Origin of the sequence: Salipiger bermudensis (genome assembly GCF_019801965.1) — a bacterium.
In the GTDB taxonomy this organism is placed as follows: Bacteria; Pseudomonadota; Alphaproteobacteria; order Rhodobacterales; family Rhodobacteraceae; genus Salipiger; species Salipiger bermudensis_A.
The window spans coordinates 22,329-49,004 of sequence record NZ_JAHVIA010000011.1; the positions used below are offsets into that span (position 1 = coordinate 22,329).

30 protein-coding genes are annotated in these 26,676 nt (G+C 66.7%); 9 read left to right on the plus strand and 21 right to left on the minus strand.

What is annotated here, in order from left to right:
* Nucleotides 1-9: 9 nt before the first annotated feature.
* From KUV62_RS20905 to KUV62_RS20930, 6 genes are all read right to left on the minus strand, one after another.
* Nucleotides 10-1,500, minus strand: a complete 1,491-nt coding sequence (locus tag KUV62_RS20905; RefSeq protein ID WP_222605694.1) for an AMP-binding protein — start codon at nucleotides 1,498-1,500, stop codon at nucleotides 10-12.
* A gap of 18 nt (nucleotides 1,501-1,518) precedes the next feature.
* Nucleotides 1,519-1,932, minus strand: coding sequence for a DUF3830 family protein (locus KUV62_RS20910; protein ID WP_222605695.1), 414 nt, complete (start codon nucleotides 1,930-1,932; stop codon nucleotides 1,519-1,521).
* A 19-nt stretch (nucleotides 1,933-1,951) separates the two neighbouring features.
* Nucleotides 1,952-3,238: a TRAP transporter large permease gene (locus KUV62_RS20915; RefSeq protein WP_222605696.1), complete on the minus strand. Its 1,287-nt coding sequence runs from the start codon at nucleotides 3,236-3,238 to the stop codon at nucleotides 1,952-1,954.
* Nucleotides 3,238-3,750 carry a TRAP transporter small permease gene (locus KUV62_RS20920; protein WP_222605697.1) on the minus strand — a complete coding sequence of 171 codons (513 nt, stop codon included), beginning with the start codon at nucleotides 3,748-3,750 and terminating at the stop codon, nucleotides 3,238-3,240. The genes KUV62_RS20915 and KUV62_RS20920 overlap by 1 nt, the downstream gene beginning before the upstream one ends.
* Before the next feature lie 72 nt (nucleotides 3,751-3,822).
* The gene (locus KUV62_RS20925) at nucleotides 3,823-4,800 is read right to left on the minus strand and encodes a TRAP transporter substrate-binding protein (protein WP_222605698.1); all 978 of its coding nucleotides are present in this window, start codon (nucleotides 4,798-4,800) and stop codon (nucleotides 3,823-3,825) included.
* A gap of 66 nt (nucleotides 4,801-4,866) precedes the next feature.
* Complete coding sequence (locus tag KUV62_RS20930; protein WP_222605699.1) at nucleotides 4,867-5,745, minus strand: dihydrodipicolinate synthase family protein; 879 nt, start codon at nucleotides 5,743-5,745, stop codon at nucleotides 4,867-4,869.
* Between the two features lie 130 nt (nucleotides 5,746-5,875).
* Here KUV62_RS20930 and KUV62_RS20935 point away from each other — a divergent pair, with 130 nt between their 5' ends.
* From KUV62_RS20935 to KUV62_RS20950, 4 genes are all read left to right on the plus strand, one after another.
* Nucleotides 5,876-6,241, plus strand: a complete 366-nt coding sequence (locus KUV62_RS20935) for a tautomerase family protein (RefSeq protein ID WP_222605700.1) — start codon at nucleotides 5,876-5,878, stop codon at nucleotides 6,239-6,241.
* Between the two features lie 66 nt (nucleotides 6,242-6,307).
* Nucleotides 6,308-7,450 (plus strand): acyl-CoA dehydrogenase family protein, encoded by a 1,143-nt coding sequence (locus KUV62_RS20940; RefSeq protein ID WP_222605701.1) that lies wholly within the window; start codon nucleotides 6,308-6,310, stop codon nucleotides 7,448-7,450.
* The gene (locus KUV62_RS20945) at nucleotides 7,447-7,890 is read left to right on the plus strand and encodes a MaoC family dehydratase (protein WP_222605702.1); all 444 of its coding nucleotides are present in this window, start codon (nucleotides 7,447-7,449) and stop codon (nucleotides 7,888-7,890) included. Before KUV62_RS20940 ends, KUV62_RS20945 begins: the two co-directional genes overlap by 4 nt.
* 14 nt (nucleotides 7,891-7,904) lie before the next feature.
* Entirely contained in the window at nucleotides 7,905-8,585 is a 681-nt protein-coding gene (locus KUV62_RS20950; RefSeq protein WP_222605703.1) for a GntR family transcriptional regulator, read from the plus strand.
* 243 nt (nucleotides 8,586-8,828) lie between these two features.
* On the opposite strand, the gene hydA is transcribed toward KUV62_RS20950, so the two are convergent.
* The 4 genes from hydA to KUV62_RS20970 form a co-directional block, all read right to left on the minus strand.
* A complete protein-coding gene (gene hydA, locus KUV62_RS20955) occupies nucleotides 8,829-10,238 on the minus strand; it encodes a dihydropyrimidinase (RefSeq protein WP_222605704.1) in 1,410 nt (469 codons plus the stop codon).
* Nucleotides 10,239-10,310: 72 nt separating this feature from the next.
* The gene (locus KUV62_RS20960; RefSeq protein WP_222605705.1) at nucleotides 10,311-11,276 is read right to left on the minus strand and encodes a TRAP transporter substrate-binding protein; all 966 of its coding nucleotides are present in this window, start codon (nucleotides 11,274-11,276) and stop codon (nucleotides 10,311-10,313) included.
* A gap of 53 nt (nucleotides 11,277-11,329) precedes the next feature.
* Entirely contained in the window at nucleotides 11,330-12,607 is a 1,278-nt protein-coding gene (locus tag KUV62_RS20965) for a TRAP transporter large permease (protein WP_222605706.1), read from the minus strand.
* Nucleotides 12,604-13,176, minus strand: coding sequence for a TRAP transporter small permease (locus tag KUV62_RS20970; RefSeq protein WP_222605707.1), 573 nt, complete (start codon nucleotides 13,174-13,176; stop codon nucleotides 12,604-12,606). The genes KUV62_RS20965 and KUV62_RS20970 overlap by 4 nt, the downstream gene beginning before the upstream one ends.
* A 230-nt stretch (nucleotides 13,177-13,406) precedes the next feature.
* Here KUV62_RS20970 and KUV62_RS20975 point away from each other — a divergent pair, with 230 nt between their 5' ends.
* On the plus strand, nucleotides 13,407-14,192 hold the full coding sequence (locus KUV62_RS20975; RefSeq protein WP_261395811.1) for an HpcH/HpaI aldolase family protein: 786 nt from the start codon (nucleotides 13,407-13,409) through the stop codon (nucleotides 14,190-14,192).
* Here KUV62_RS20975 and KUV62_RS20980 read toward each other — a convergent pair.
* From KUV62_RS20980 to KUV62_RS21015, 8 genes are read right to left on the minus strand one after another with little or no spacing between them, the layout of a single operon-like run.
* Nucleotides 14,182-15,111, minus strand: a complete 930-nt coding sequence (locus KUV62_RS20980) for a LysR family transcriptional regulator (protein ID WP_261395812.1) — start codon at nucleotides 15,109-15,111, stop codon at nucleotides 14,182-14,184. The two genes, KUV62_RS20975 and KUV62_RS20980, sit on opposite strands and share 11 nt — an antisense overlap.
* Before the next feature lie 35 nt (nucleotides 15,112-15,146).
* Complete coding sequence (locus tag KUV62_RS20985; RefSeq protein WP_222605708.1) at nucleotides 15,147-15,434, minus strand: DUF4286 family protein; 288 nt, start codon at nucleotides 15,432-15,434, stop codon at nucleotides 15,147-15,149.
* Nucleotides 15,431-16,354: a dihydrodipicolinate synthase family protein gene (locus tag KUV62_RS20990; RefSeq protein WP_222605709.1), complete on the minus strand. Its 924-nt coding sequence runs from the start codon at nucleotides 16,352-16,354 to the stop codon at nucleotides 15,431-15,433. The genes KUV62_RS20985 and KUV62_RS20990 overlap by 4 nt, the downstream gene beginning before the upstream one ends.
* Nucleotides 16,354-17,283, minus strand: a complete 930-nt coding sequence (locus KUV62_RS20995; protein ID WP_222605710.1) for a dihydrodipicolinate synthase family protein — start codon at nucleotides 17,281-17,283, stop codon at nucleotides 16,354-16,356. Before KUV62_RS20995 ends, KUV62_RS20990 begins: the two co-directional genes overlap by 1 nt.
* Nucleotides 17,280-17,714, minus strand: coding sequence for a MaoC family dehydratase (locus KUV62_RS21000; protein WP_222605711.1), 435 nt, complete (start codon nucleotides 17,712-17,714; stop codon nucleotides 17,280-17,282). Before KUV62_RS21000 ends, KUV62_RS20995 begins: the two co-directional genes overlap by 4 nt.
* 2 nt (nucleotides 17,715-17,716) lie before the next feature.
* Complete coding sequence (locus tag KUV62_RS21005) at nucleotides 17,717-18,112, minus strand: hypothetical protein (RefSeq protein WP_222605712.1); 396 nt, start codon at nucleotides 18,110-18,112, stop codon at nucleotides 17,717-17,719.
* A 17-nt stretch (nucleotides 18,113-18,129) separates the two neighbouring features.
* Entirely contained in the window at nucleotides 18,130-19,290 is a 1,161-nt protein-coding gene (locus tag KUV62_RS21010; protein WP_222605713.1) for an acyl-CoA dehydrogenase family protein, read from the minus strand.
* Nucleotides 19,291-19,323: 33 nt separating this feature from the next.
* A complete protein-coding gene (locus KUV62_RS21015) occupies nucleotides 19,324-20,526 on the minus strand; it encodes a CaiB/BaiF CoA transferase family protein (RefSeq protein ID WP_222605714.1) in 1,203 nt (400 codons plus the stop codon).
* 412 nt (nucleotides 20,527-20,938) lie between these two features.
* On the opposite strand from KUV62_RS21015, the gene KUV62_RS21020 reads away from it, so the two are divergent.
* The 3 genes from KUV62_RS21020 to KUV62_RS21030 all read left to right on the plus strand — a co-directional run bounded on the left by KUV62_RS21020 (nucleotide 20,939) and on the right by KUV62_RS21030 (nucleotide 23,458).
* Nucleotides 20,939-21,640, plus strand: coding sequence for a calcium-binding protein (locus KUV62_RS21020; protein ID WP_222605715.1), 702 nt, complete (start codon nucleotides 20,939-20,941; stop codon nucleotides 21,638-21,640).
* A 316-nt stretch (nucleotides 21,641-21,956) separates the two neighbouring features.
* On the plus strand, nucleotides 21,957-23,177 hold the full coding sequence (gene zigA / locus KUV62_RS21025; RefSeq protein WP_222605716.1) for a zinc metallochaperone GTPase ZigA: 1,221 nt from the start codon (nucleotides 21,957-21,959) through the stop codon (nucleotides 23,175-23,177).
* A complete protein-coding gene (locus KUV62_RS21030) occupies nucleotides 23,177-23,458 on the plus strand; it encodes a DUF6525 family protein (RefSeq protein WP_222605717.1) in 282 nt (93 codons plus the stop codon). The genes zigA and KUV62_RS21030 overlap by 1 nt, the downstream gene beginning before the upstream one ends.
* Before the next feature lie 14 nt (nucleotides 23,459-23,472).
* Here KUV62_RS21030 and KUV62_RS21035 read toward each other — a convergent pair whose 3' ends face one another.
* Genes KUV62_RS21035 through KUV62_RS21045 form a run of 3 tightly spaced genes read right to left on the minus strand, consistent with a single transcriptional unit; the run spans nucleotide 23,473 to nucleotide 25,486 of the window.
* A complete protein-coding gene (locus KUV62_RS21035; protein WP_222605789.1) occupies nucleotides 23,473-24,267 on the minus strand; it encodes a metal ABC transporter permease in 795 nt (264 codons plus the stop codon).
* A 2-nt stretch (nucleotides 24,268-24,269) separates the two neighbouring features.
* Complete coding sequence (locus KUV62_RS21040) at nucleotides 24,270-25,004, minus strand: metal ABC transporter ATP-binding protein (RefSeq protein WP_222605718.1); 735 nt, start codon at nucleotides 25,002-25,004, stop codon at nucleotides 24,270-24,272.
* Complete coding sequence (locus KUV62_RS21045) at nucleotides 25,001-25,486, minus strand: Fur family transcriptional regulator (RefSeq protein WP_222605719.1); 486 nt, start codon at nucleotides 25,484-25,486, stop codon at nucleotides 25,001-25,003. Before KUV62_RS21045 ends, KUV62_RS21040 begins: the two co-directional genes overlap by 4 nt.
* 86 nt (nucleotides 25,487-25,572) lie before the next feature.
* Between KUV62_RS21045 and KUV62_RS21050 the strand changes: the two genes are divergently transcribed.
* Complete coding sequence (locus KUV62_RS21050) at nucleotides 25,573-26,652, plus strand: zinc ABC transporter substrate-binding protein (protein ID WP_261395813.1); 1,080 nt, start codon at nucleotides 25,573-25,575, stop codon at nucleotides 26,650-26,652.
* Nucleotides 26,653-26,676: the final 24 nt, after the last annotated feature.

The window sequence follows — 26,676 nt, forward strand, 5'->3', positions numbered from 1 at the left end:
GCGGCAGTGTCAGCCGCCGGGGGTCCAATCCCGGCGGAGCGCCTTGCGGCGGATCTTGCCGAAGCCGTCGCGGGGCAGCGCCTCGCACTGCTTGACCTGCTTGGGGATCTCCTGCGGGCTCAGGTGGGCGGCGCAGTAATCGTGCAGCGCCCGCTGGTCGGGCGCCGCGCTGCCCTTCGGCACGACGCAGGCCACCACCCGCTGGCCCCATTCCCGGTCATCGATGCCGAACACCACCGCGTCGCGGATCTCGGGATGTTGCAGCAGCACCGCCTCGACGGTCTCGGGATGGACCTTGACGCCACCGGTGTTGATCACGTCGTCGCGCCGCCCGCCGAGATAGAGGAAGCCGTCGGCGTCGAGCCAGCCGACATCGCCGATGCTCTGGAAGCCGTCAGCATCGCGCTCGGGCTGCGGCGCGTCGGGGCCGGTATAGTGGCTGCGCGCGCCAAGATCGGCGGGGCGCATGAAGATCTCGCCGGTCTCGCCCACGGGCAGGAGCGTGCCGTCGGGGCCGTAGATGCGGATCTCCGTCTCGAAGCCGCAACCGACCGAGCCGCGATGGGCGAGCCATTCGGTGCCGGTGATCGTGGTCTGGCCGGTGTTCTCGCCCGAGCCATACATCTCGGTGACGCGCTCGGGGCCGAGCACGTCGATCCACGCCTGCTTGAGCCAGGCCGCGCAGGGCGCCCCGGTGTGGTAGAGTGCGTGCAGGCTGGAAAGCGTCGCGCCGCTTTCCTCGAGATGGTCGATCATCCGCACCATCATCGTCGGCACCAGCATGGCGAAGCCGATCTCGAAGCGGTCGATGGCCTGCAGCGCGCGCACCGCGTCGAAGCGCTCCATCAGCACCAGCCGGTTGCCCTCGAAGAGCCCGTTCTGTGCCCATGTGAAGGGCGCGTTATGCGACATCGCCCCGCAGACCAGCTGCACCTGATCGCAGCGAAAACCGAGCCGCGGCGCGACGCGGCCCCAGCTCGAGCCCGGCACGCGGGTGAAGGGGCGCTCGTCGCACATCATCTTGGGCAGGCCGGTGGAGCCGCCCGACAGGACGATCTTGCCCGGGGTCGAGATGCGATCCTCGACGGGAGTTTCGGGCAGCGCCTCGGCCTCGGCCTCGAACTCGGCCAACGTCACGTCGCCTGTGCCCGGGCGCTGCGCGATGACCAGCGCCGCGCCGCTGCGCGCCTTCATGGCCTGCGCGGTCTCGGGCAGGATGCCGGGATCGAGCACCATGGTGGTGGCGCCGCAGCGCCAGATCGCGATGGCCATCGCCAGATGGGCGGGGATGTTGCCGAGGGCGAAGGCGACCACGTCGCCCTGCCCCACGCCGCGCGCCATCAGCGCGCGGGCGAAGCGGTCGGTCAGGACGTTGAGCGCCTCCCAGCTCAGCGACTGCTCCGCGCCTTTCGCCGGCAGGAAGCGCACGGCCTCGGCGCTGCCGCGCTCGGCGGCAAGGTGGCGCAGCCTCGCGCCGTAGCTGATCGGTGTCACCGTCATGATCCGTCCTTCAGGTCGTCAGACTTCCTCGAAATGGATGTCCTGCGCACCCTCCCACAGCACCTTGGGCCCGATTTCCTTCAGCTTGTCGAGGTTCGACGTCAGCGTGATGAAATGGTTGCCCGCGAGTTGCCCCATCTTGGAGGCGAAATGCACGCCGCCATAGGCCAGCAGGATCTCGGTTTCCGAGATGCCACCGGGATAGAGGATGAACTGCCCCGGCGCCGGGAAGCTGGTGTGGTTCTCGTACTCGACGCCGAAATCGGTCTCGCCGAGGGGGATCCACACGCCCTCGCCGGACCAGCGCACATGCACCACCTTGCTGGTATAGGGCATCTGGGCGCGGAAGGCGGCGACGGTCTTGGGCGCGGCCTCTTCCTCGAAGCGCGCGTCGAACTCGATGCCCGCGATGGTGACTTTGAGCTTGGTCATGGTCTTGTCCTTGAAAGAATTATTCGATGAGCCCGAAGAGCCGCGGCAGGAACAGCGACAGGTCGGGGATGAAGGTCACCGCGAGCAGCATGGCGAAGAGCCCGGCCAGCGGCCAGCCGAGGCGGCGCGACACCTGCAGCACCGATCGCCCGGCGACGCTCGACGACACGAAGAGCGAGACGCCGTAGGGTGGGGTCACGGTGCCGATGGCGCAGTTGAGGATGACGAGCAGCGAGAAGTGGATCGGATCGACCCCCATCTGCGCCGCGATCGGCGACAGCACCGGCACGATGATCAGGATCGCGGCGATGGTTTCGAGGAACATGCCCACGAAGAGGAACAGCAGGTTGGCGATGATCAGGAAGATCAGCGTGCTGGTCGAGACGCTGGCGATCCAGTCGCCGAGGATGCGCGGCACGTTGGCATTTGCGATCAGCCAGGAGAACACGCTGGCGGTGCCGATGATCAGCATGACGGCGGCCGAGAGCGAGGCGGTGCGCAGGATCAGCCCCGGCAGTTTGGAGATCTTGAGGTCGCGATAGACGAAAAGCCCGACGAGAAGCCCGTAGAAGCCGGAGATCGCGGCGGCCTCGGTGGGGGTGAAGACCCCGCCCAGGATACCGCCAAGGATCAGCACCGGCATCCCGGCGGCGGGCAGCGCCGCCCAGCCGGTTCGGCCCAGCCGCTTGAGGGTGAAGGGCTCGGTCTCGCGATAGGCCGCGCCGCCCTTGCGGGCCTGGAAATAGGCGATGATCATCAGCATCACGATGCACATCAGCCCCGGCAGCACGCCGGCGATGAACAGCGCCCCGATCGAGACGTTGGAGATCACTGCGAGGATCACCATGGTCAGGCTCGGCGGGATGACCTGCGCGATGGAGCCGGCACAGGCGATCAGCGCCGCGCCGAAATCGACGTCATAGCCGCGCCGGCGCAGCTGCGGCTGCATGATCGCCGAGATCGCAGCGGTGTCGGCCGAGCCCGAGCCCGAGATCGCGGCGAGGCCAGCGGCGGCGACGCAGCTTACCTGGTAGAGGCTGCCGACCACCCAGCCGATCAGTGCGGAGGCGAAATCGACGATGCGGCGCGAGATGCCGCCCGCGTCCATGATGACGCCGGCAAAGACGAAGAACGGGATCGCCATCAGGGTGAAGGAGTTGAGCCCGGCGAAGACGCGCTGGCTGACGATGGCGACGGGCACGTCGGTTGTCATCACTAGCGCCAGCACCGCCGAGGCGCCGAGCACGAAGACAACCGGCACGCCAAGGGCCAGCAGGAAGACGAAGGCGGCAGCGATCACCAGCATCAGATCGCCTCCTCGGCATCGGGCTCGGGCGGCGGGAACGGATTGTCCCAGCGCTGGATGACGGCAAGCAGCAGCTCGAGCACCATGTAGCCGGCGCCGAAGGGCAGGCAGATATAGATGTATTTCATCGGCACGCGCAGGGCCGGCGAGCTCTGGAATTCGCCCATGCGCAGGAGCGGCAGGCTGCCATAGGCCAGCACCGCGAGAAACGCCGCGACCACCAGCGCGATGGCCACCAGCGCGACGCGGGCGGCGGGCAGCGGCAGCTTCGCGGGGAGCATGTCGATGGCGACGTGCTGGCCCCGCGCCACGGCCACGCCGGAGCCCAGCAGCACCAGCCAGATCTGGCTGAAGGTCGCGATCTCGGAGGCCTGCGCGATGGAGTAGTTGAAGACGTATCGCCCCCCGACCTGCACCAGCACCGAGATCATCATCACGGTGAACAGCAGGATCACCACGCCCGAGACGACGAAGCGCAGGGCAAGGCAGAGGCGTTCGAGAAGGGCGAACATGCGCGGGCTTTCCTTACGAGAAGCCCCGGCCGCGGGTGAGCGCGGCCGGGGGAGTGGGGTCGAGTTGGGAGATTACTCGACCGATTTCACGAGCTCGAAGATTTCCTTCTGGGCGTCGGTCTCGAGATACTTCTCCTGCACCGGCGCCGCCGCTTCGCGGAAGGCGGTGGTGTCGGGGCGGGTGATCTTGACACCGACGGCCTCGAGATCGGCGAACCGGGCGTTGTCACTGGCGAGATAGGCGGCGCGCTCGGCCTTGCCGGCCTCGAGACCGGCCTCGTCGAGCGCGGCCTTGACGTCATCCGGCAGCGCCTCGTAGGCGGCCTTGCCCATGATCACCGGCGCGACCAGCTCGAGCCAGCCGACCACGGCCCAGTCGGGCGCGACCTCGTAGAACTTCTGCGAGTAGAAATTGGTGTTGGCGGCCTCGGCCCCGTCGACCACGCCGGTTTCGAGCGCGCCGTAGAGCTCGGTATAGGCGATGGGCGTGGCGTTGGCGCCGAAGGCGTTGAAGGTATCGACATGCGCCGGGTTCTGCATGGTGCGGATCTTCATGCCCTCGAGATCAGCCAGGGTCTCGATCGGCTCCTTGGTCATGATGTGGCGCGTGCCGGCGGAGAACACCGCGAGCAGGTGGAAGCCCTGCGCGTCGAGCGCGCCGCCGATGGCGTCGAGCACTTCGGGGTTGCTCAGGGCGCGGTCCATCTGCTCGGCGTCGTCGAACAGGAAGGGCAGCGAGAACACCGACAGGTCGGGCACGAAGTTGGCCAGCGTCGAGTTGGCGGTCACGGCGATGTCGACGGTGCCGATCTGGGTGCCCTGGATGCTCTCCATCTCGTCGCCGAGCGTGGCATTGTCATAGACCTCGATGGTGGCGGCGCCACCGGACTTCTCCTCGAGGATCTCTGCCATCTTGCGCATGCCGACGCCATAGGGCTCGTCGGCATTGGCGTTGTGGCTGGCCTTGAGGGTGATGTCCTGCGCGAAGGCCGGGGCGGCGACGGCGGTCGCGCCGAGCGCGATGCAAAGGGCGAGGTTGGTGAGTTTCATGTTGGTCTTCCCTGTTGGGTTTGTCTCTGTTGGGGCGGACATTCTCCCCCGGCGCGGACGCCGGGATCAGGCCTCCGCCAGCAGCCCGAGATCTTTCAGAATGGTTTCCAGCTCGGCGCGCTTGGCCTCGGGCAGAGGCAGGCGCGGCGGGCGCGGGTCGCCCATCGGGCGGCCGATCATCGTCATCGCGGCCTTGGTGGCCGAGACGTAGAGGTCACCCGCCAGCGCGTTGATCAGCGGCAGGGTCTTGATGTAGAGGTCGCGGCCCTCTCCGGAGCCGTCGACCGTGCGCTCGAAGGTCAGCGCCGAGAGCTTCGGCGAGATGTTCGACATCACCGAGCTGTAGCCCTCGGCCCCGGCAAGATAGCTCTCCCAGGGATAATAGCCGGCAAACACCGTCATCCGGCCCTGACACGCCTCGAGCAGCTCGGTCACCCGGTGCACGTTTTTCGAGGTGTCCTTGATGTAGGAGATGTTCTCGACCTCGGAGAGCCGGCCCACGAGGGCGGCGCTGAGGTCGACATTGGCGGTGAACGGGTTGTTGTAGAGCATCACCGGGATCGACAGCGCCTCGGCGACGCGAGTGAAATGCACGGTGAGCTCTTCGTCGGTGGGCGAGGAATAATAGGGCGGCACCAGCATCACGCCGTCGGCGCCGAGCGCCTCGGCCTCGCGGCTGATCTCGACCGCCTCGTCGGTCCATTCGGCGGCGGTTCCGATCAGCACGGGCACGCGGCCGGCGGTCTGCTTGATGACGGTCTCGGCGACGGCGGCGCGCTCGTCGCGGGTGAGCGACAGGAACTCGCCGGTGCTGCCGAGCGGGATCAGGCCGTGCACGCCCTCTTCGATCTGCCAGTCGACATAGCCCCGCAGCGCCTGAAGATCGACGCGGCCTTCCGCATCGAACGGTGTCACGCAGACGGTGTAGCTCCCCTTGAAGGTCATTCCGGTCCTTTCCGATCTCGGCAGTGCCGATCCAAATCTGTTGCACTCACGTTTGATCTGATCAGATAATGAGTCAACTCGTCAGCTTGCCGGCGAGCCCATTTCTCCCCTGCCGCCAAGGAGCCGCACCATGCCCTTCATCGAAATCATCGACCGCGACGCAACTCAGGAAATACGGGAGGTTGCGACGAAAGACATGACCGATGGTCTCTGTCAGGCCTTCGACATCAAGCCGGAAATCGTCACCTGCTATTATTTTTCCGCCCCCGACTATTCCTACGGACATGCTGGAAAATATGGCAAAAACGCTGAAAGTTTCCGCATTTTCATAAAAGTCCATGCCTTCCCTCGCGCGCAAAATGCAAAGGAAACAGCGGCCCGCGCGATCACCGAGGCGGCGGTGCGTGCCTATGGCGCGAACCCGAAGAACGTCATCGTCTACTTTTTCGACCGCGATCCCTCGGATGCGTTCCACGCCGGGGTGGCCTCGGCTTGACCGCGGCGCACCGGGCTGTGTAGCTGTTGATCAGATCATATCATATCCAACAGATCGGAGATCACTTTGGATCAGTTTTACACCGAAGAGCAGCGCATGGTCCGCGAGACCGCCCGCCGGCTCTCCGACGACGTTGTCGCCCCCGCCGCCGCTGCCATCGACCGCGATGATGTTTTCCCGCGCGCGGTCTACGAAGCCCTCGCCGAGCAAGGGCTTTTTGGCGTCGCGCTGCGCGAGGAGGCGGGCGGCGTCGGGCTTGATGCCATGGCCGCCTGCATCGTCATGGAAGAGATCGCGCGCGGCTCGGGCGCGGTTGGCAATGCCTTCGCGATCCCGGTCGAGGCCGCGCTGTTTCTCGACCATCACGGCAGCGACCAGCACAAGGCGCTGATTCCCGGCATCCTCGAGGGCAAGGTGATTCCCGCCACCGCGGTGACCGAGCCCGATCACGGCTCGGACGTGGCGGCGATGACCACCACGGCGCGGCGCGACGGGGATGAATACGTGATCAAGGGCACCAAGGCCTGGGTCACCTTCGGGCAGGTCGCCGATGTGATCATGGTCTTTGCCAAGACCGATCCCGAGGCCGGCCATCGCGGCATCTCCTGCATCCTCGTCGAGACCGACCGTCCCGGCGTGTCGCGCGGCAAGTCGGAGGAGCTCTTGGGGATGCATGGCCTCGCCGAATGCATGGTCAGCTTCGATGACGTGCGGGTGCCGGTTTCCAATCTGATCGGGCCCGAGCACGGCGCCTTCAAGATGGCAATGGAGAATTTCAACTTCTCGCGCCTGATGATGTCGTCGATGGCGCTTGGCATGGCGCAGGCGGCGATGGAGGATGCCATCGCCTATGCCAATGACCGCAAGCAGTTCGGCAAGCCGATCTTCGAGCATCAGGCGGTGCAGTTCATGATCGCCGACATGGCCAAGGACATCTCGGCCGCGCGGCTGCTGATCCACAACGCCGCCAAGCTCTACGACGCCGGCCAGCCGATCGCGCTCGAGGCGGCGCAGGCCAAACTCTTCACCACCGACATGGCGCAGGTGCACATCTCGAACGCTTTGCAGATCCACGGCGGCAACGGCTATTCGCGCGAGTTCCGCGTCGAGCGCCTGTTCCGCGACGTGCGTCTGAGCCAGATCTATGAGGGCACCAACCAGATCCAGCGCATGATCATCGCGCGGCAAGTCCAGAAGGCCTACGCATGAACCTCTATTATGAAGACGTCGAGATCGGCGCGTCCTACACCACGCCGTCGTACCGGATCACGGTGGCGGACATTGCCGATTTCTGCCGCCTGACCCGCGATTTCCACCCGCTGCACACCGATGAGGATTATGCCAAGAAGGCCGGGTTTCCCGGCATCATCGCGCATGGGCTCTACGGGCTGTCGCTGATGGAGGGGCTGAAGACCGAACTCAGGCTCTACGAGGAAACCTCGATCGCCTCGCTCGGCTGGAACGACGTTCGCTTCAAGCACCCCATCGTGGCGGGCGACACGGTCTATGTGGAAATGGACTTTACGGCCAAGCGCGAAAGCGGCTCGCGCCCTGCCGGAATTATCACCGAAGCGGTGCGGCTGCATCGCGCCGACGGCACTTTGCTGATCGACGCCGAGCATATCTCCTTGATCCGCAAGACCCCCTGACGGAAGCTCCCGCCATGCCCAACGATCCCGCCGACGCGCTGACCCTCGATCCCGCCCAGAACTCCGTCGATCAGGCCACGCGCCTGATCCGCGAGGACATTCTCTCGGGGCGCATCGCGCCGGGGGATCGCCTCAAGACGGCGGAGCTGGCCAAGCAGCTCGGCTTCTCGACGATGCCGCTACGCGAGGCCTTGCGGAAACTCGAGGGCGAGGGGTTGGTGGCGATCGAGCCCAACCGCGGCGCCACCGTGCGCAAGCTCGACCGCGCCTACATCACCGACCTCTTCGAGCTGAACACCGAGCTGCGGGTCTTCGCGGTGCGGCGCGGCATGGCGGCGCTGACGTTGGAGCGGATCCGCGAGCTCGAGGCGCTGGCGTCGGAATATCGCGCCCAGATCGAGGCCGGCGAGGACATCGCCGCCATCGAGACCAATCGCCGCTTCAACGCGCGGCTGGTGGAGTTCGGCGGCAACCGCGAGGCGCTGCGGGTGTTCCAGCGCGGCTGGGACACGATCTTCGCCTTCCGCCGCGGCTTCGGCTACGGCACCGGGCGGCGCCGGGTGATGGCCGAGGAGATGCAGCTGTTGGTCGACGCGCTGCGCCGTCAGGACGCGACGGCGGCCGAGGCGATCCTGCGCATGCAGAACGCCGCGATGATGGAAGACCTGGTGTCGCGGATCGCGCCGGAGGGGTGAGGGCCTTGGGTCGGTAACGCCCGACATTGCCGATCCCGGCCACGCGAAAGGGTGACGCCCGCCGCGCATTTCCGGTCCGCGGACTGGCGATCCGGATTTCAGGATCCCTCGATTTATCCCGGCCACGTCTGAAGGACCTCGAAGCTGAGCACCTGGCCCAACCAAATCGCCGGTCCCGGGGGCGGACCGGCGATGCGCGGCGGCCTGCGGCCTTGATTCCGCGCAGGCCACGCTCGGAGGTGATTACCCCCCGAACGCCTGACTGGTCCCGCGCTCGAGATACACCCCGGCATCGCGCGCGCCCATCACCTCGCCCTCGGCAAAGATCGTCTTGCCGCGCAGGATGGTGCGCACCGGCCAGCCCTTGACCTCGAGCCCCTCGTAGGGCGTGTAGTCGCAGTCGTGGTGCATCAGGTTCTGCGAGATCGTCACCTCGCGCTCGGGATCCCAGAGCGTGATGTCGGCATCCGCACCCACGGCGATGCTGCCCTTGCGCGGATAGAGGCCGAAGAGCTTCGCCGGGTTGGTCGCGGTCAGCGCCACGAAGCGCTCGAGTCCGATGCGCCCCTTAGAGACCCCTTCCGAGAACAGGATCGGCATCCGCGTCTCGATGCCCGGGATGCCGTTCGGCACCCAGCGGAACGAGGTGCGCGCGCCCTCCACATCCTTGCCCTTGGCATCCTCGAAGCGGAACGGGCAGTGGTCGGAGGAGAAGATATCGAAGGTGCCGTCACGCAGCCCCTCCCAGATCGCCTTCTGACTGTCGCTGTCGCGCGGCGGCGGCGAGCAGACGTATTTCGCGCCCTCGAAATCCATGTTCAGACCCTTCAGGTCGTCAGCGGTCAGGGCGATGTATTGCGGGCAGGTCTCGGCCCAGACATTCATGCCGCGGCGCTTGGCCCACTGGATCTGCTCCATCGGGTCGCGGCCCGAGACATGCACGATGGTGATCGGCACATCGGTCAGCTCGGCATGGGAAATCGCCCGGTGCGTGGCCTCGCGCTCAACCGACTGCGGGCGGCTCTCGGCATGGTAATAGGGCGCGGTCTTGCCGGCCTCCTCGAGGCGTTTGGCCATGTAGCGGATGGCATCGTAGCCCTCGGCATGGACCATGACCATGGCCTTCTCGCGCCGCGCCACGTCGAACACCTCGAGCAGCTCGGCATCGTTCAGCACCATGTCGTCATAGGTCATGAAGACCTTGAACGAGGTATAGCCGGCCTTGACCAGCGCCGGCAGCTCCTGCCCCAGAACCTGCGGCGTGGGATCGGTGATGATCAGGTGGAACGAGGTGTCGACATGGCACTTGCCGTCGGCCGCCTCGTGATAGGCCTGCACCACGTCGCGGAGCGACTGGCCCTTCTGTTGCAGCGCAAACGGCATCACGGTGGTGTTGCCACCGGCGGCGGCCGAGCGCGTGCCGCTCTCGAACCCGTCGGCCATCACCACGCCGCCGCCCTGCGGCTGCTCGAGATGCACATGCGCGTCGATGCCGCCCGGCAGGGCCAGCAGCCCCGCGGCGTCGATCTCTTCCTTCGCGTCGCCCACGTCCTCGGCGATGCTGACGATGCGGCCGTCGCGGATGCCGATCTCGGCCCGGATGCGGTCGGCGGCGGTGACGATTTCGGCGTTGCGGATGGCGAGATCGAGCATGTGTGTCTTGTCCTGTCGGTATTGGGTCGGCCTGCGGCGCCGGGGGAGAACGACGCCGCAGACCTTGGTGGCTCACTCGGAGGTGAGGGCGTCGAACAGCGCCTTCTGACCATCGGTGGTGAGCTGGCTCTCGTAAAGGGGCTGCGAGGCCTCGATGAACGGGGTGGTGTCGGGCTCGGTGATGGTGACACCCATTTCAGCAAAGCTGTCGAGCAGCGGCTGCTCCTGATCGACGACATACTGGCGCTGCCAGCTGGCGGCTTCCGACCCGGCTTCCATCAGCGCGGTCTGGATGTTTTCGGGCAGCGCGTCGAAGGCGTCTTTCTTCATGGTGACCGGGGCGGTCATGTTGAGCCAGCCGACCAGCGCGAAGGACGGCGCGACCTCGTAGAACTTCATGCCGTCATAGCCGGTGGAGGCGCCTTCCGCACCGTCGACCACGCCCGATTGCAGCGCGCCGTAAAGCTCGGAGTAGGACATCGGCGTCGGGTTCGCGCCGTAGGCGCGGAACGCCTCGACATGGATCGGGTTCTGCATGGTGCGGATCTTCATGCCTTCGAGATCGGCGATGCTCTCGACCGGCTCGGAGGTCATCAGGTGGCGGATGCCCGAGGAGAACACGGCCAGAAGCTGGAAGCCGGCGCCGTTGGCACTGTCTTCCATCATGTCGAAGTTCGCGTCGACCTTCTCACCCAGCGCCGGGATCGAGGGGAACAGGAAGGGCAGGTCGAAGACCTTGTAGTCGTTGACGTAGTTCGACAGCATTGCGTTCGAGGTCATGCCGATGTCGAGCGAGCCGAGCATCACGCTTTCGACGGTCTGCTGCTCGTCGCCGAGTTGGCCGCCGGCGAAGATCTCGAGCGTGGCGGCGCCGTCGGTCTTGGCCTCGAGCAGTTCCTTCATCTTCTGCAGGCCCATGTCCTGCACTTCGCCGGCGGCGTTGGTATGCGCGACCTTGAAGCTGTAGTCCTGTGCGGCGACCGGGGCCGCTGCGAGCGCGGCCAGGGTGGCCAGGGCGGCGAGAACTCTGTTGGACATCTCTTTTGTCACTTTCTTCTGGTTGGTTAGGGGAGAATTCCGGCGGCCCGGGGTCACAGCAGGACCGAGGGCAGCCAGAGCGAGATTGCGGGAACGAAGGTCACCAGCAGCAGCGCCACGATCATGCAGCCGAGCGGCAGCCAGACCTTGCGAGAGACCTGCTCGATGCGGCGGCCTGCCACGGTCGAGGCGACGTAGAGGCAGATGCCGTAGGGCGGCGTGATCAGGCCGATCGACAGGTTGAGCGCGGTGATGACACCGAACTGCACCGGGTTGATGCCGTAGCTCTGCGCAATGGGCAGCAGGATGGGCAGCAGGATCAGCACCGCCGAGATGCTCTCCATGAACATGCCGACCACGAGCAGCAGCACGTTGACGATCAGCAGGAAGGCGATGGCGCTGTCGGTGACGCCGGTGAGCCAGTCGCGCAGCATGGCCGGGAAGCCCTGCGTGGCGATGATCCAGGTGAAGACCGAAGCCGTGGCGACGATGATCAGAACCGTGGCCGAGAGGCTGATGGCGCGCAGGAAGATGCGCGGCAGGTCACGGAACGTGATCTCGCGGTAGATGAACATCGTCACGATCAGCGTGGTGAAGAGCGCCACGCAGGCGGCCTCGGTGGCGGTGAACACGCCGCCGACGATGCCGCCGAGGATCACCACCGGCACCAGCATGCCCGGCATCGCCTCGAGGAAGCTGCGCCCCAGCCGGCCGAGGGTGAAGGGCTCGCGGTCGCGATAGGCCTCGCCGCCGCGCTTGGCGAAGAGCCAGCAGCCGAGCATCAGGCCTGTCATCACTAGGAGCCCCGGAACGATGCCGCCGAGGAACATGGCGCCGATCGACTGGTTGGCGGTGATGGCGATGACGATCATCACGATCGAGGGCGGGATCACCGAGGCCAGCGAGCCGGAGGCGGCGATCACCGCCGAGGCGAGGTCGATATCGTAGCCGCGCTTGCGCATCTCCGGCGTCATCACCGCGCTGATCGCGGCGGTATCGGCCGAGCCCGAGCCGGAGATCGCCGCCAACCCGGTGCCGGTCACGATTGCGACGAGGTAGAGGCTGCCGGTGATCCAGCCGACCAGCGCGCCGGCAAGGTTGACGAAGCGCCTTGCGATGCCGCCCGCCTCCATCAGCAGGCCCGATGCCACGAAGAACGGGATCGCCATGAGGGTGAAGGAACTGATGCCGCCATAGACCCGCTGCGCCACGATGGAAATCGGCGCCGTGGTGGTGAACTCGATGGCCACCAGCGCGGCGATGCCGAGCGCCAGAACGATCGGGATGCCCGAGACCAGGAGAAGGAGGAAACCGCTGCCTGCCCAGATCATGCCGCGGCCTCCTCGTCTTCGGCGGCGGCCACCCGGTCGGGGTGAAGCACGCGCGGCAGGGTGGTGACGGCGAACTCGATGAGGAAATAGCCGAAGCCCACGGGCAACGCCATGTAGGGTACCGCCATCGGGATCTGCAGCGCCGGCGACTTGATCATGAAGCCGATGGTCAGCATCGACAGCGAGCCGACGACCACGACCCCGAGGAACCACAGCCCCAGCAGCAGGCCGGCGCCGTTGCAGAGCCGCTGCACCGGGAGCGGCGCCTGCCGGATCAGCACGTCGACGCCGACATGCTGGTTGAAGCGCATGGCGATGCCGGCGCCCAGCAGGATCAGCCAGACCTGCGCGAAGGTGGCGGTCTCCTCGCTCCAGGCGATGGAGTAGTTGAAGAAGTAGCGTCCGATGATCTGCGCGAGAATGGCGCAGGCCATGTAGGCCAGCAGCAGCAGCGCCACCACGTCGACGATGCGACGCAGCAGGGTCAGGCACAGCCCGGGGATCTTGAGCAGCGGTGACGGGGCGGCTTGGGTCGCGGTCTCGCTGGTGCTGGTCGTCCGGTCTTGCATGGACGCACCTCCTTGTTGTCTCGACGGGGTCGCGGGTAACGGATGTCGTTCCCGTCGTCACCGACGCCGGTTTCAGGGGAGGTTACCGGGCCGGGCGAGGCAATGAAGGCAGGGGGCTATAAATATCCTTATAGGAAGTATTTATTCCGCCGTTTTTCCGAATATCGCGGAAAAATCTGATCTACCCTCATGCCAGCGCAAAAATCATCAGATCAAAAATAGAGCACCTTATGAGCATCAGATCAAATCTCGGGCAGGATGAAAACGCCACCTCGCCGGCCTACGGCCTCGCCTTCTGCGTTCTGGGCCGCGCCGAGGCGGTTCTCATGGCGCGCGGGGCGGGATTCGATTTCGTCGTCGCCGACATGGAGCACGGGCCCATCGGTCTGGGAGAGCTCGGGCAGATGGCGGCGACGGGGCTTGCCGCCGGTCTGCCGGTGCTTGGGCGGGTCACCGGGCCGAATTCCCCCGATATCGCGCGGGTTCTCGATTGCGGCGCCTCGGGCGTGATCGTCCCGCATGTGGACAGCCCCGAGGACGCGCAGCGGGTTGCGCGAGCCTGCCGCTTCGCCCCGCGCGGGGGCCGCGCCCTGCCCGGCCCGCTGCCGGCGCTGGATTACGCGCTGGTTCCCGCAAAAGAGCTTGTGGAGCGGGCCGAGCGCAACGTGGAGGTGATCGCGATGATCGAAAGTGCGCCTGCTTTGGCCGCAGTCGATCAGATCGCCGCGACCCCGGGCATCGACATGTTGATGATCGGGACCAACGATCTGGCCGACGGCATCGGGCTGCGCGGGCAGATCGACCACCCTGCCCTGCTGGAGGCCTTTCAGCGCATCGCGAGCGCGGCGGCACGGCACGGCTGCGGCTTCGGGGTGATGGGGCTGCCGGAGGCGCTGGTCGAAAGCCACGCGCTGGCGCTCGGCGCCCGTGCCATCGTCGCCACCAACGAGACCAACCTGATCCTCGAGGGCGGCGCGGCGCTGATTGGGCGGCTGAGAGGAAAGGTCAGTCGCTGACCGGGCGGCGGCTCTCGGCCCGCACCTCGGCGAGGCGCAGGGCCACCCGCTCGCGGAAGGCCTTGATGAAGCGCTTGGTCTGCCGCGACGGGCTCTTGCTCTTGGGCATCGCCGCCGAGAGCTCAAAGCTCATGTCGGCGCTGTAGGGCCGGACCACCAGCCCCGGCCGCATCGCGGTATAGGCCGAGAGCTCGTCGACCAGCGCCACGCCCCAGCCATCGCGGACGATGCGCGCGGCGGCGTTCATGAAGCGGGTCTCGATGGTCGGGCGGTAGTCCAGCCCCTTGGCGCGGAAGCTGTCGGCCATCATCAGGCCGATCCGGTTGGCGACCTGCGGGCCCACCATCGGGCGCTCGACGAGATCCTTGGGCGCCACCACGTCGAGCTTGGCCACCGGATCGTTCTCGTCGCAGAGCACCACCGCCTGCAGCGTCTCGATCGGCTCGTAGGTCATCGCCTGCCGCTCGTAGGGCGAGATCGCGAAGGCCACGTCGGCGACGCCGTTCTCGACCACCTGAAGCACGCTGTCGAGCGGGCGGGTCTCGAGCGAGATCTGGATGCGGGGAAACTCGCGGGCGTAATCGGCGATGACGCGCGGCAGGACCGCCTCGCTGAGCTCGGCGGTGGAAGCCACGCGGATGCGGCCGATCTTGCCCATGCGCAGGTCGGCGGCGCGCTGGTTGACCGCGTCGCGCAGCAGGAAGAGCGGCTCGGATTCCTCGAGCAGGATCAGCGTCTCCTCGGTCGGGGAGAGCCGGTTGCTGATGCGCTCGAACAGGGGAAATCCCAGCACCGTCTCGATGTGCCGGATGGTGTTGGAGATCGAGGGCTGAGACATGCCGAGGCGCTCCGCGGCGCCGACGGTGGTGCGAAACTGCACGACGGCGCGGAGAATCTCGAGCTGACGGAGGTTCAGCATGTCCCCGATCGGTTTCCCCTGTCCCAAAGGGCGGCTCAGCTCTGCGTCAGGCGGATGCGCGTGAAATTGCGCACCTTGTCGCTGAACGGCCCGAAGCCCTTGATAGCATTGAACTCGGGCGTTTCATAGGCTTCCGGCCCGGTGATCGTGTAGATCGCCACGTGGCGCGGCCCGCCCTCGAGGCATTTCTCGCGCCGCGCATCGAGCCAGCCGGGGCAGGCGAGGATGTCGGGCAGGTGCACCGTCTCGTACCATTCGTCGAAGGCGGCCTCGTCTTCCGGGTCGACATCGACAAAGACGATATGGGTTTGCAATTGGCTCATGGGATCAGCTCCAGGCAGGGGCGCAGCGCGGTCATCAGCGCGTCGAGCTCGTCGCTCTCGATGCGCGGGGTCGGGGCGCGGCAGGCGGGGGTGTCGATGCGGCCCAGCTCGGCGAGGCAGGCCTTGAGGCGCGCGGCGGCAAGATGGCCGGGCGCGGCGTAGATCAGGCGTGCAAGGCCGAAGAGCGCGGCGTGGATCTCCTGCGCCGGAGCGATGAGGCCTTGCCGGACCGAGGTATCGAGCGCGGTGATCAGCTCGGGCACAAGCGCCGAGAGGCTGACCGCAGAGCCGTCGCTGCCAATCATGAAGCAGGGGAAGAGATGCTCGTCGCCCGAGGCCATGACGGCCACGTCGGGGCGCATCTCGCGGGCGATGCGGCGGGTGACCTCGTAGGACTTGGTCTCCCAGCTGCCTTCTTTGATGCCGGCAACGCTGTCGATCTCGAGCAGGCGGCGCAGCACGTCGGGGGTGTAGGCGAGCTTGAACGAGCCCACCGAGCCCTGGAACAGGTAGACCGGCGCGCCGGTGGCCTCGGCGATGCCCTTGTGATGGGCAACGATGGCGCGGGGGTCGGCGCCGAGCGCCCAGGAGAACGGTGCGAAGACCATCACCGCATCGGCCCCGGCATCGAGCGCGGCCTGCGCGTCGGCCGCCGCGAATGCTGTGTTCTCGCCGCTCACCGCGGCGAGGATGCGGCGCTTGCCCGCGACCTCGCGGGCGATGCGCACCACCTCGGCCTGCTCGCTGCGCGACATGTGGATGCCCTCGCCCGCATGGCCGTTCAGCAGAAGCCCCGCCTGCCCGGGATCGGACAGGACGGTTTCGAAATGCCGCTCGAGGCTGGCGCGGTCGAGCGCGCCCTCCTCGGTCATCGGGCAGATGGTGGCGGCATAGAGCCCGCCATTCTCCGCCGCGCCCATCACAGCACCTCGGCCGCGATCAGCGCCTTGCGCACGCCCTCGCGGACCTCTTCGGATTGCGGCAGAAGCGGCAGGCGCGGGTCGGCGTTCTTGATCACGCCGAGCATCTGCAGCCCGTCCTTCATGCGGGTATGCATGTCGATCACCGGCGCCGGGCCGTAGATTGCGCGCACCACCGGGTAGAGCCGGTCATTGGCGGCGCGCATCTTGGCGAGGTCCATCTCTTCCGAGGCTTTCCACAGGTCGGCCAGCAGGCCCGGCACGAGGCTCGCGAGACCCGACAGGATGCCGTCGCCGCCAAGCGCCACCTGGGCGAAGAACCAGTGGAAGTTCGACGGCAGGATGGCGGTGTTGCCATCGGCGGCCTGCACCGCGCGGCGGTTCTCGTCATAGGCCAGCAGCGTCGCCGAGCCTTCCTTGATCGCCACCACCTCGGGGATCTGGGCGATCTCGGCCAGCACCGGCGTGGCGAGGCCGAAGCCGGAGGCGATGGGGAACTGGAAATGCGACAGCGGCATCTGCAGCTCGCGGGCCAGCAGCTCGTACATCTTCACCGCGGCGGAGGTGTTGGCGTTGCCGCCCCCCAGCGCCTCGGGCGGGAAGATCACCGCCACGTCGGCCCCCGCCTCGCGCAGCGCCTCGGCCTGGCGCAGAGCGTCGGGGATGCCGGTCGGCACCACGCCGGCGAGCAGCGGCTGGTCCTTGGAGATCTGCGCGCGGGTGCGCTTGATCACCTCGAGCTTCTCGGCGTCGGTGAGCGCGGTGGCTTCACCGGCGTGGCCGTTGACGAAGACGCAGTCGGTGGTTTCGGGCTTTGCGCAGTGGTCGAGCACGGCGGCGTAGCCGTCCCAGTCGATGGCGCCCTGCTCGTCGAAGGGCAGCACGGTGGCAACGGTGATGCCGCGAAGATCCTTGGCCGTGATGGTCATGCGGTGACTCTCTTTCTCGGGAATTTCAGCGTGGCGTCGGCTTTCATTACCTCGACGCCCTCCTCGTTCTTGGCCGAGGCCTGCCAGTCGACGGTGCGGTTCTCCTCGTCCTTGGAGGAGATCCAGATGTCGAAGGTGATGGTGTCGCCGTAGCGCACCGCGCCGGTGAACCAGAAGCTGTCGCGGATCGACACGCCCACGGTGCCCACCAGTTCGGCGGTCAGCACCGAGGTGCAGATGCCGGCGACAAGGATTCCGGGCGCAAGGCGCTCCCCGAAGCGGGTGGTCGAGGCATAGCCTTCATCGACATGCACCGGTCCGAAATCGCCTGTGGCGGCGATATACATCGCGCCATCGGCCTCGGTGATGGTCTTCGAGACGGAGACGCGGTCGCCCACCTCCAGCTCGTCGATATTGCGGATGTCATACATGCTCAGGCCCCCAGCGGCACCATGCGCGCGCTGCCGGTGATGACCTCGTCACCCTCGACGGCGATGCTCAGATCGCAGGCGATGGCCTGGGGTGTGGCCTCGGTGACGGTCGCGGTGGCGGCGATCGAGCTGCCGACCGGAAAGGCCCGGCCGAAGGCCACCGAGAAGTCACCGATGCGCCAGGCGGGGCCGGCGAGGCGGCCAAGCGCGGTGGTCAGAAGGCCGGCGGCGGCAAGCTCGAAAACCGACATGTCGGTCAGCCCCGCGCCCTTGGCGTGGGCGCGGTCGACATGGGTCTTGGTCATGTTGCCGGTGATGCCGGTGAAGAAGCCCTGCTCGGCCACGGTCATGGTCTTGCGGAAGGTGATGGCATCGCCTTTGGCGGGAAGATCGGTCATGCGAGAGGCTCCTTGGCTCAGAGGGTCAGGCCGCGCTTGATCACCGAGCGGGCGATGAGCATGCGGTGCACCTCGGAGGTGCCGTCATAGATGCGGGTGACGCGGGCATCGCGGTAGATGCGCTCGAGCGGCAGCTCCTTGGTGAAGCCGTAGCCGCCAAAGACCTGGATGCCGCGATCGGCGACCCGGCCCAGCATCTCGGAAGCCTGCACCTTGACCATCGACACCTTGTCACGCGGGTCGAGCCCGTTATCCTGCTCCCAGGCGGTGTTGAGCACCATCATGCGGGTGGCGAAGATCTCCATCGCGCTGTCGGCGATCATCTGCTGCACCATCTGGAAATCGCCGATCGGCTGGCCGAACTGCTTCCGTGTGGCGGCGTGCTCGCGCATCATCTCGAGCACGCGGCTCGCCATGCCGACGGCGCGGGCGCCGATATGGCCGAGACGGATGCCGCCCACATTGGCCATCATCACCTTGAAGCCGTTGCCGACCTCGCCCAGCACGTTGCCTTTCGGGATGCGCACATCATCGAAATTCAGCTCGGCATGGCCGTAGCCGCGGTGGCCCATCATCGCCTGATTGCGCGCCACGCTGAAGCCCGGCGTGCCCTTGTCGACGATCAGCAGGCTGATGCCGCCACGGGCGCCCTTCTCGGGATCGGTCAGCGCCATGACGATGACGTAATCCGCGATGTCGCCATCCGAGATGAAGTGCTTGGTGCCGTTCAGCACCCACTCATCGCCATCGAGATAGGCGTTGGTCTTGATCGCCGCCGCGTCCGAGCCGGCGCCCGGCTCGGTGATCGCCATGGCGCAGATCTTGTCGCCCTTGACGGTGGGGTAGAGATACTTGTCGCGCAGTTTGCCCTCGAACTGCTCGAGCATCGGGTAGACCTGCCCGAAGATGCGCCGGATCAGCGCGTCCGAGGTCTGGCCGAGCTGCTCTTCGACGAGGCACATGTCGAGCACGCCGAGCCCCGCGCCGCCGACCTCTTCCGACATGTTCATGGCGTAGAAGCCCAGCTGCTGCGCCTCGGCCTTCACCGCCGCCAGCTTCTCGGGCGGGATCTTGGCGGCCTCTTCAGTTTCCTGCTCGAGGGGTTGCACCTTCTCGCGCACGAAGCGGCCGACCGCGTCGGTGACCATCTTCATCTCGTCGGAGATTGCGAAATCCATCTTGTCTGCTCCTGTTGGTCTCTTGGCGCGGGCTCAGCCGCGCATCTTGTCTGATTGCACGATCACGCCCTCGGCGATCAGCCGGTCGATCTCGCCCGCCTCGAAGCCGGCCTCGGCCAGCACCTCGCGGCTCTGCCCGCCAAGCGCGGGCGGGGCGAGCCGCACCGGCGGGGTCTCGCCGTCGTAGCGCACCGGGTGCGAGAGCATGACCAGCGGCGTGCCGCCGGCGCTCGGGGTTTCGGTGAAGGCCGCGAGGTGATCGACCTGCGGGTTGTTCTTGAGCCCATCGTAATCCTGCACGACCTCGTGCCAGACGCCGGCCTCGGTGAGTTTGGCAACCGCCTCGTCGAGGCTGAGCCGGGCCATGCCCTCGGCCACCATCCGCGAGATCTCGCCGCGCTTGGAAAAGCCGTCATCGGCGGAGAGCTCGGCCAGTGCAGGCAGCTCGAGCGCGCCGGCGAGCTGCGGCGGAGTCGACATGGAGATCATCACGTGGCCATCCCTGGCGGCGTAAATGCCGTAGGGTGCGGGGCTGAACCAGTTGGCCATGCCCTCCTCGCCGCGCGGCCCGGCGCGGTCGGCGCCGTTCATCCACGCGGTGATCGACTCGCCCTGCAGGTCCATCGCGGCCTGCAGCATGTTAACGTCGACCCGCCGCGCGGTGCCGGTGCGCTCGCGCTCGAAGAGCGCGGCAATGATGCCGGCGACGGTCAGTGCTGCGGCGTGGTGGTCGATCGGCACCGAGCCCACGGCGACGGGGCCGCTCTCCATGCTGCCGGTATGGGCGGCAAGCCCGGTCATCGCCTGCAGCAGCACGTCCTGCCCCGGGCGCTTGGCATAGGGGCCGTCGACGCCGTAGCCGGTGGTGGTGGCGTAGATGATGCGCGGGTTCACCTTGCGCATCTCGGCTTCCGACAGGCCCAGCTTGTCGAGCGTGCCGGGGCGGAAGTTCTCCATCACCACGTCGGCGGTCTCGATCAGGCGCTTTACCGTGGCGATGCCCTCAGGCGATTTCAGATCCACCGCGATCGAGCGCTTGTTGCGCCCGGTGGTGATGTGGTTGACCGAGGTGTCATCGACGAAGCGGTTGGCCACCGCCCAGTTGCGCTGGAACGCGCCGCCCAGCGGTTCGACGGTGATCACGTCGGCGCCGATATCGCCCAGATGCTGCGCCGCGGCGGGGCCGGACAGGAAGTGGTTGAAGCTCAGTACTCGGATGCCGTCAAGCGCGCCCATCTTGGTTCCTCTCGTGTTGCGAGACAGAGCCTAAGACAGTCGCGGCGAGCCGGGAATATATCCGGCTATGATAATGCTGGGGTAGAAAATTGACGCATCTAATAGTCTCGGCGCTCCCGAAAGCACGCTCTGGATTTGCTCGGATGGTGTTTCAGCGGGCTATTTCCGGCGCAAGGGGGCGGCCCGCCCTGTCGGAGTAGGGGCCCAGCAGGGCTGCCAGACATCAGCCCGCACCGATGAGGCGCGGCGTCTCTGAAAAACAGTGCTGATAAATACCCGTCATTGCGCCGCATCAAGAAACAATAGCCGCGGTGGTGGTAAACTCGCGCCAGCGTGCACGGCTCCTGCATATGGACGGTCTCGCGCGTGACGGGATCGAGGCCGGGCCGCTTCATGAAGAGGAGGACCTGTCATGGCAACTGACCCAATCATCATCATTCCCCCACCGCCCGGATTTCCGCCGACGCCCGGGGATGATTACATCGAGCTCGACTCGCGGCCGCAGCGTCTGGACGCGCTCGAGGGCAACGACACCGTCTTCGCGGGCGGCGGCAACGACACCATTCTCGGCAATGATGACAACGACCTGATCTTCGGAGGTGCCAACCGTGATCTCCTGAAAGGCGGCGCGGGCGACGACACTCTCGACGGCGGATCATCGAATGACCGTCTCGAAGGCGGCGCGGGCGAAGACGTCCTGCTGGGCGGTCAGGGAGAGGACCGTCTCTATGGCGGCGATGGCGACGACGCGCTCATGGGCGGCTCCGACAATGACCGGCTCTACGGTCAGGACGGCAACGACACCATCATCGGCGGCGACGGAGACGATGTTCTCTACGGAGACAATCCGCAATTCAGCAACAGCGCGCCCGGCGACGATGACGAAGGCTGGATGGACGTCTTTGTGTTCGATGCCGACGACGGCAACGACAAGGTCTTCGATTTCGAGGAGGGGCTCGATCAGGTCTATCTCACCGAAGCTCCCGGAGGGGTCGACATCGCAGATGTCGTGGCCTTCTCCTATGTCGGCGACAACACGGTGATGACCTACGGCGCCACCACGGTGACGTTCTACGACTCGGTCGTCACCGATGCGGACGTGCTGCTGATCTAGCGCGCGAGCTCCGCCATGCGGAGGCATCTTGGCCGGGCCGGCCTTCGACATCCCAGCTGAGGAAAAGGGCCAGGTGAGGAAAAGGGCGACCCTCCGGGGCCGCCCTTTCACGCATCGGCAAGCGCGCAGCGCGCCGCAGTTGCTCGCTCGGCAATGCGTCTTACGGGCGATGATCCGGATCTTGTTGCCGTGGCGTGGACAGGTGCGGGCATCCTCAAGCGTGGCTTCGCTCATCGGAATCACAAACCGGGTTGCGAGCGCGTCCGTCGCAGGTGTATACGTTATGATATAACATTGCATAACGTAGGAGACTTCGATGCCCGCTCCGGATTCGCGCCTGCCTGTCACCGTTCTTTCCGGCTTTCTCGGGGCCGGTAAGACCACCCTGCTGAACGAGGTTCTCAACAATCGGGAGGGTCGCCGCGTCGCGGTGATCGTCAACGACATGTCGGAGGTGAACATCGATGCCGATCTGGTGCGCGAAGGCGGCGCCGATCTCAGCCAGACGGAAGAAAAGCTGGTCGAGATGACCAATGGCTGCATCTGCTGCACCCTGCGCGACGACCTGCTGGTCGAGGTGCGCCGGCTCGCCGAGGAGGGCCGGTTCGATTACCTGCTGATCGAAAGCACCGGCATCGCCGAGCCGCTGCCGGTGGCGGCGACCTTCGATTTCCGCGACGAGACCGGCGCGAGCCTGAGCGACGTGGCGCGACTCGACACGATGGTGACAGTGGTCGACACGGTGAACCTGCTGTCGGACTATGCCAGCCACGATTTCCTCCGCGACCGCGGCGAGTCCCTGGGCAGCGAGGACGAGCGCACGCTTGTCGACCTGCTGGTCGACCAGATCGAGTTTGCCGACATCGTGGTGCTGAACAAGGCCGGCGACGCCGGTCCCGAGCGGCGCGATGCCGCCCGCCTGATTGTCACCTCCCTGAACCCCGACGCGCAGATCATCGAGGCCGATTACGGCCGGGTGCCGCAGGAGCGCATCTTCGACACCGGGCTCTTCGATTTCGACAAGGCGCACCTGCACCCGATGTGGGCCAAGGAGCTCTACGGCTTCAATGACCATGTCCCCGAAACTGAGGAATACGGGGTCTCCTCCTTCGTCTACCGGGCGCGCCGGCCGTTCCATCCGCAGCGGGTCCACGACGTGCTGAACGGGCCGCTGCCGGGGGTGATCCGCGCCAAGGGGCATTTCTGGATCGCCACCCGGCCCGATTGGCTGGCGGAGTTCTCGCTGGCCGGTGCGCTCAGCACCATCAAGCCGATGGGCATGTGGTGGGCGACGGTGCCGGAAAGCCGCCGCCCGGATCATCCGCAGGCGCGCGCCTATCTCGAACAGCATTGGCAGGAGCCCTTCGGCGACCGCCGTCAGGAGCTGGTCTTCATCGGCGCGGGGATGGACAGGGCGGCGATCACTGCGGCGCTCGATGCGGCGCTGGTGAAGGCGGATACCGGCTTCACGCCAGAGCTCTGGACAACGCTCGAGGATCCTTTCCCGGGCTGGCGTCGCGCTACCGAGGCGGCCTGATGGCTGCGCGCATCAGCAACCTGCGCAGCAGCCTGAAGCGGCGCAGCCGGCAAGGCGATGCGATGGCGCGTTTCGACCGTCTGCCCCCGGACCTGCGCCGCTGGCTGGCGCAGGCCGCCCTGCCCTGGTCGCCGCGCTCGGCGCTGCGGCTCTGGCAGCGCGCGCTGGCGCGCCATGGTGGCGATACCGATGCGGCGCTCGCCCATCTCGGCGAGGTCGAGCGCGCCACGCTGCGGCGGGACACCGCCTATCGACCGGCCTCCGGGGCCCGGACGGTTTGAGCCCGGGGCCGGCGCTAGTGGTGCCGGCCCAGCCGTGAGGTGGAGAGCGACAGCAGGAAGAGCGTTGCCGCGACGCAGACGATGGTCGGTCCGGTCGGGGAATCGAGCTGGTAGGACGCCTGCACGCCACCGATCACCGAGACCGCCGCCATCACCAGCGCCAACCCGGCCATGCTCACCGGGGAGCGGCTGAAGGGCCGCGCCGCCGCGGCCGGGATGATCAGCATGGCGGTGATCAGCAGCGCGCCCACCACCTTGATCGCGACCGCCACGGTGATCGCCAGCGCCAGCGTCAGCACCAGCTGCTCGCGGTCGGGATCGATGCCTTCGGCGCGGGCGAGATCGGGGTTGAGCGTCGCCGTCAGCAGGGCCGACCAGCGCCAGGTGATGAGCCCGACCACCAGCGCGGCGCCACCCCAGATCACCACCAGATCGGAGGGCATCACCGCGAGGATGTCGCCGAAGAGATAGGCCATCAGGTCGATCCGGACGCCGCTCAGGAACGAGGCGCCCACCAGTCCGAAGGCCAGCGCCGAGTGCGCCAGAACGCCGAGGATCGTGTCCATCGCGAAGCCCCGGCCGCTGAGCGTCGAGACGGTCAGCGCCATGATCAGCGCCACCACCAGCGCGCCGCTGAAGATCGATACCGAGAAGCCGAGCGCCAGCGCCACGCCGAGGATCGCCGCATGCGCGGTGGCGTCGCCGAAATAGGCCATGCGCCGCCAGACCACGAAACAGCCCAACGGCGCCGCCGCGAGCGCAAGGCCAAGCCCCGCCAGCACCGCGCGGATCATGAAATCGTCCAACAGGCTCATTCTGCCGCCTCGCTCGCACCACAGTCGTGGCGGTGGTTGTGATGGTGAGTGTAGAGCGCCAGCGCCCCGCGCGTGCCCTCGCCGAACAGCGCCCGGTATTCCGGCGCGGAGGCCACGTGGCTGGGCTCGCCCTCGCAGCAGATATGGCCATTGAGGCAGATCACCCGGTCGCTCGTGCTCATCACCACGTGCAGGTCGTGGCTGACCATCAGGACGCCGCAGCCCCGGCTGCGCCGCACGTCCTCGATCTGCCGGTAGAAGGCGGCGGTGCCGGGCTGGTCGAGCCCTTGCGTGGCCTCGTCGAGCACGAGAAGCTCGGGCGCACCGAGCAGCGCCCGCGCCAACATCACCCGCTGCAACTGGCCGCCCGACAGGTCGCTGACCTGCCGCCGCTCGAGCCCGCCGACCCCGGCCTCCTCCAGCGCCTGCGAGATCTCCGCCGTGCTGACCTTGCGGCGCAGCCCCAGCAGGTTTGCCGCGGTCATCGGAAGCGTCGGGTCGATGGCCAGCCGCTGCGGCACATAGCCGATGCGCAGCTTCGGCGCCTTGCTGATGCGCCCGCCGGTGGGCGCGAGCGAGCCGATCAGAAGCCGCAGCAGCGTCGACTTTCCCGAGCCGTTGGGCCCGACGATGGTGACGATCTCGCCGGGCTCCATCCGCATGGAGACATGCGTCAGGATTGTCGTGTCGCCGATCCGCAGCGTGACATTGGAAAATTCAAACAGGCTCATCCGGCCACTCCTTCCGCACGACAGCTCGGGCAGACCCCGATGGCCTCGACCACGGTCTGCTCGATCTCGAAACCGGCCTCGCGGGCCGCCGGGCCGAGCATCCCGCGCGACGGCAGCGCGCTGGTCTCGGCCACGGTGTTGCATAGCCGGCAAATCATGAAGGCCGGGTCGTGGGTCTCGCAAGGATGGACGCAGGCGACATAGGCGTTCAGCCGTTCGATCCGGTGCACGAAGCCGTGCTTGACGAGAAAGTCGAGCGTTCGATAGGCGACGGGGGGCTGCGAGCCGAAGCCTTCCGCCTTCAGACGGGCGAGGATGTCGTAGGCGCCGAGTGCCTTGTGCTCGTCGAGCAGGATCTCGAAGACGCGCCGCCGTACCGCGGTGAAATGCAGGCGGTGCGCATCGCAAAAGCCATGCGCGGCCGCGAGCCGTTCGGCTTTGCAGCTTCCGTGATCATGCGCCGTCATTCCGACCGATTCCATTCTGCGCCCTCGAAGACCCGTCTTGCTATGTTATAGTATTCCATATACGGGTCGTCACGATGTTACAACATAACGCGGAGTATCCCATGCGTTCTTCCTTCTTCCTCGGGACCGTTTCCGCCCTCGGTCTGGCCGGCGCGGCCGGCGCCGACGTGCCGTCGGTCGCAACCGATATCCCGCCGGTCCACTCGCTGGTGTCGATCGTGATGGGCGATCTCGGCAGCCCCGATCTGCTGGTGCAGCCCGGCGCGTCGCCGCACGGCTATTCGCTGCGCCCCTCCGAGGCAAGGGCTCTGGACCAGGCCGACGCGGTGTTCTGGATCGGCGAGGCGCTGGTGCCGTGGATGGCCGGATCGATCGAGGCGCTTGCGTCGGATGCCCGGGTGGTGGAACTGATCGAGACTGACGGCACGACCGAATTGGCGTTCCGCGAAGGCGTGACCTTCGAGGCGCATGACCACGATCACGAGGAGCACGCCGAACACGACGATCATAATCATGACGACCATGACCATGAGGAGCACGCCGAGCATGACGATCACGATCATGACGACCATGATCATGACGACCATGCGGAGCACGACGATCACGATCACGAAGACCATGATCATGAGGACCATGCAGAGCATGAAGACCATGATCATGACCATCATGGCAACGATCCGCATGCCTGGCTCGACCCTGAAAATGGCAAGGTCTGGCTCGATGTGATCGCGGCAGAGCTTTCGGCGCTCGACCCGGAGAATGCCGGCACCTACGCCGCCAATGCCGAGGCCGGGAAGGCCGAGCTCGAGGCCCTCATCGGCGAAATCACCGCGACGCTCGCGCCGCTTCGCAGCGAGAACTTCGTGGTCTTCCACGATGCCTACCAGTATTTCGAGACCCGCTTCGACATTCCCGCCGCCGGCTCGATCACCCTTGCCGATGCCTCGGATCCGAGCCCGGCGCGCATCGAGGAGATCCAGGGCAAGGTTGCCGAGCTGGGCGTGACCTGCGCTTTCAGCGAGCCGCAATACGATGCCAACCTGATCGCCACCGTGTTCCGCGGCACCGATGCCCGGACCGGCGTGATGGACCCGCTGGGCACCGAGCTGACGCCCGGCCCGGATCTCTACCCGCAGGTGCTGCGAAACCTTGCGACCAGCCTGAGCGACTGCCTCGAGTGACCCGGGAGGGGCGCCGCGATCCGG

Excerpts from the sequence above, each read along its gene's own strand:
- KUV62_RS20905 (WP_222605694.1), bottom strand. The coding sequence starts at position 1,500 with ATGACGGTGACACCGATCAGCTACGGCGCGAGGCTGCGCCACCTTGCC.
- KUV62_RS20910 (WP_222605695.1), bottom strand. The coding sequence starts at position 1,932 with ATGACCAAGCTCAAAGTCACCATCGCGGGCATCGAGTTCGACGCGCGC.
- KUV62_RS20915 (WP_222605696.1), bottom strand. The coding sequence starts at position 3,238 with ATGCTGGTGATCGCTGCCGCCTTCGTCTTCCTGCTGGCCCTTGGCGTG.
- KUV62_RS20920 (WP_222605697.1), bottom strand. The coding sequence starts at position 3,750 with ATGTTCGCCCTTCTCGAACGCCTCTGCCTTGCCCTGCGCTTCGTCGTC.
- KUV62_RS20925 (WP_222605698.1), bottom strand. The coding sequence starts at position 4,800 with ATGAAACTCACCAACCTCGCCCTTTGCATCGCGCTCGGCGCGACCGCC.
- KUV62_RS20930 (WP_222605699.1), bottom strand. The coding sequence starts at position 5,745 with ATGACCTTCAAGGGGAGCTACACCGTCTGCGTGACACCGTTCGATGCG.
- KUV62_RS20935 (WP_222605700.1), top strand. The coding sequence starts at position 5,876 with ATGCCCTTCATCGAAATCATCGACCGCGACGCAACTCAGGAAATACGG.
- KUV62_RS20945 (WP_222605702.1), top strand. The coding sequence starts at position 7,447 with ATGAACCTCTATTATGAAGACGTCGAGATCGGCGCGTCCTACACCACG.
- KUV62_RS20950 (WP_222605703.1), top strand. The coding sequence starts at position 7,905 with ATGCCCAACGATCCCGCCGACGCGCTGACCCTCGATCCCGCCCAGAAC.
- hydA (WP_222605704.1), bottom strand. The coding sequence starts at position 10,238 with ATGCTCGATCTCGCCATCCGCAACGCCGAAATCGTCACCGCCGCCGAC.
- KUV62_RS20960 (WP_222605705.1), bottom strand. The coding sequence starts at position 11,276 with ATGTCCAACAGAGTTCTCGCCGCCCTGGCCACCCTGGCCGCGCTCGCA.
- KUV62_RS20965 (WP_222605706.1), bottom strand. The coding sequence starts at position 12,607 with ATGATCTGGGCAGGCAGCGGTTTCCTCCTTCTCCTGGTCTCGGGCATC.
- KUV62_RS20970 (WP_222605707.1), bottom strand. The coding sequence starts at position 13,176 with ATGCAAGACCGGACGACCAGCACCAGCGAGACCGCGACCCAAGCCGCC.
- KUV62_RS20975 (WP_261395811.1), top strand. The coding sequence starts at position 13,407 with ATGAGCATCAGATCAAATCTCGGGCAGGATGAAAACGCCACCTCGCCG.
- KUV62_RS20980 (WP_261395812.1), bottom strand. The coding sequence starts at position 15,111 with ATGCTGAACCTCCGTCAGCTCGAGATTCTCCGCGCCGTCGTGCAGTTT.
- KUV62_RS20985 (WP_222605708.1), bottom strand. The coding sequence starts at position 15,434 with ATGAGCCAATTGCAAACCCATATCGTCTTTGTCGATGTCGACCCGGAA.
- KUV62_RS20990 (WP_222605709.1), bottom strand. The coding sequence starts at position 16,354 with ATGGGCGCGGCGGAGAATGGCGGGCTCTATGCCGCCACCATCTGCCCG.
- KUV62_RS20995 (WP_222605710.1), bottom strand. The coding sequence starts at position 17,283 with ATGACCATCACGGCCAAGGATCTTCGCGGCATCACCGTTGCCACCGTG.
- KUV62_RS21000 (WP_222605711.1), bottom strand. The coding sequence starts at position 17,714 with ATGTATGACATCCGCAATATCGACGAGCTGGAGGTGGGCGACCGCGTC.
- KUV62_RS21005 (WP_222605712.1), bottom strand. The coding sequence starts at position 18,112 with ATGACCGATCTTCCCGCCAAAGGCGATGCCATCACCTTCCGCAAGACC.
- KUV62_RS21010 (WP_222605713.1), bottom strand. The coding sequence starts at position 19,290 with ATGGATTTCGCAATCTCCGACGAGATGAAGATGGTCACCGACGCGGTC.
- KUV62_RS21015 (WP_222605714.1), bottom strand. The coding sequence starts at position 20,526 with ATGGGCGCGCTTGACGGCATCCGAGTACTGAGCTTCAACCACTTCCTG.
- KUV62_RS21020 (WP_222605715.1), top strand. The coding sequence starts at position 20,939 with ATGGCAACTGACCCAATCATCATCATTCCCCCACCGCCCGGATTTCCG.
- zigA (WP_222605716.1), top strand. The coding sequence starts at position 21,957 with ATGCCCGCTCCGGATTCGCGCCTGCCTGTCACCGTTCTTTCCGGCTTT.
- KUV62_RS21030 (WP_222605717.1), top strand. The coding sequence starts at position 23,177 with ATGGCTGCGCGCATCAGCAACCTGCGCAGCAGCCTGAAGCGGCGCAGC.
- KUV62_RS21040 (WP_222605718.1), bottom strand. The coding sequence starts at position 25,004 with ATGAGCCTGTTTGAATTTTCCAATGTCACGCTGCGGATCGGCGACACG.
- KUV62_RS21045 (WP_222605719.1), bottom strand. The coding sequence starts at position 25,486 with ATGGAATCGGTCGGAATGACGGCGCATGATCACGGAAGCTGCAAAGCC.
- KUV62_RS21050 (WP_261395813.1), top strand. The coding sequence starts at position 25,573 with ATGCGTTCTTCCTTCTTCCTCGGGACCGTTTCCGCCCTCGGTCTGGCC.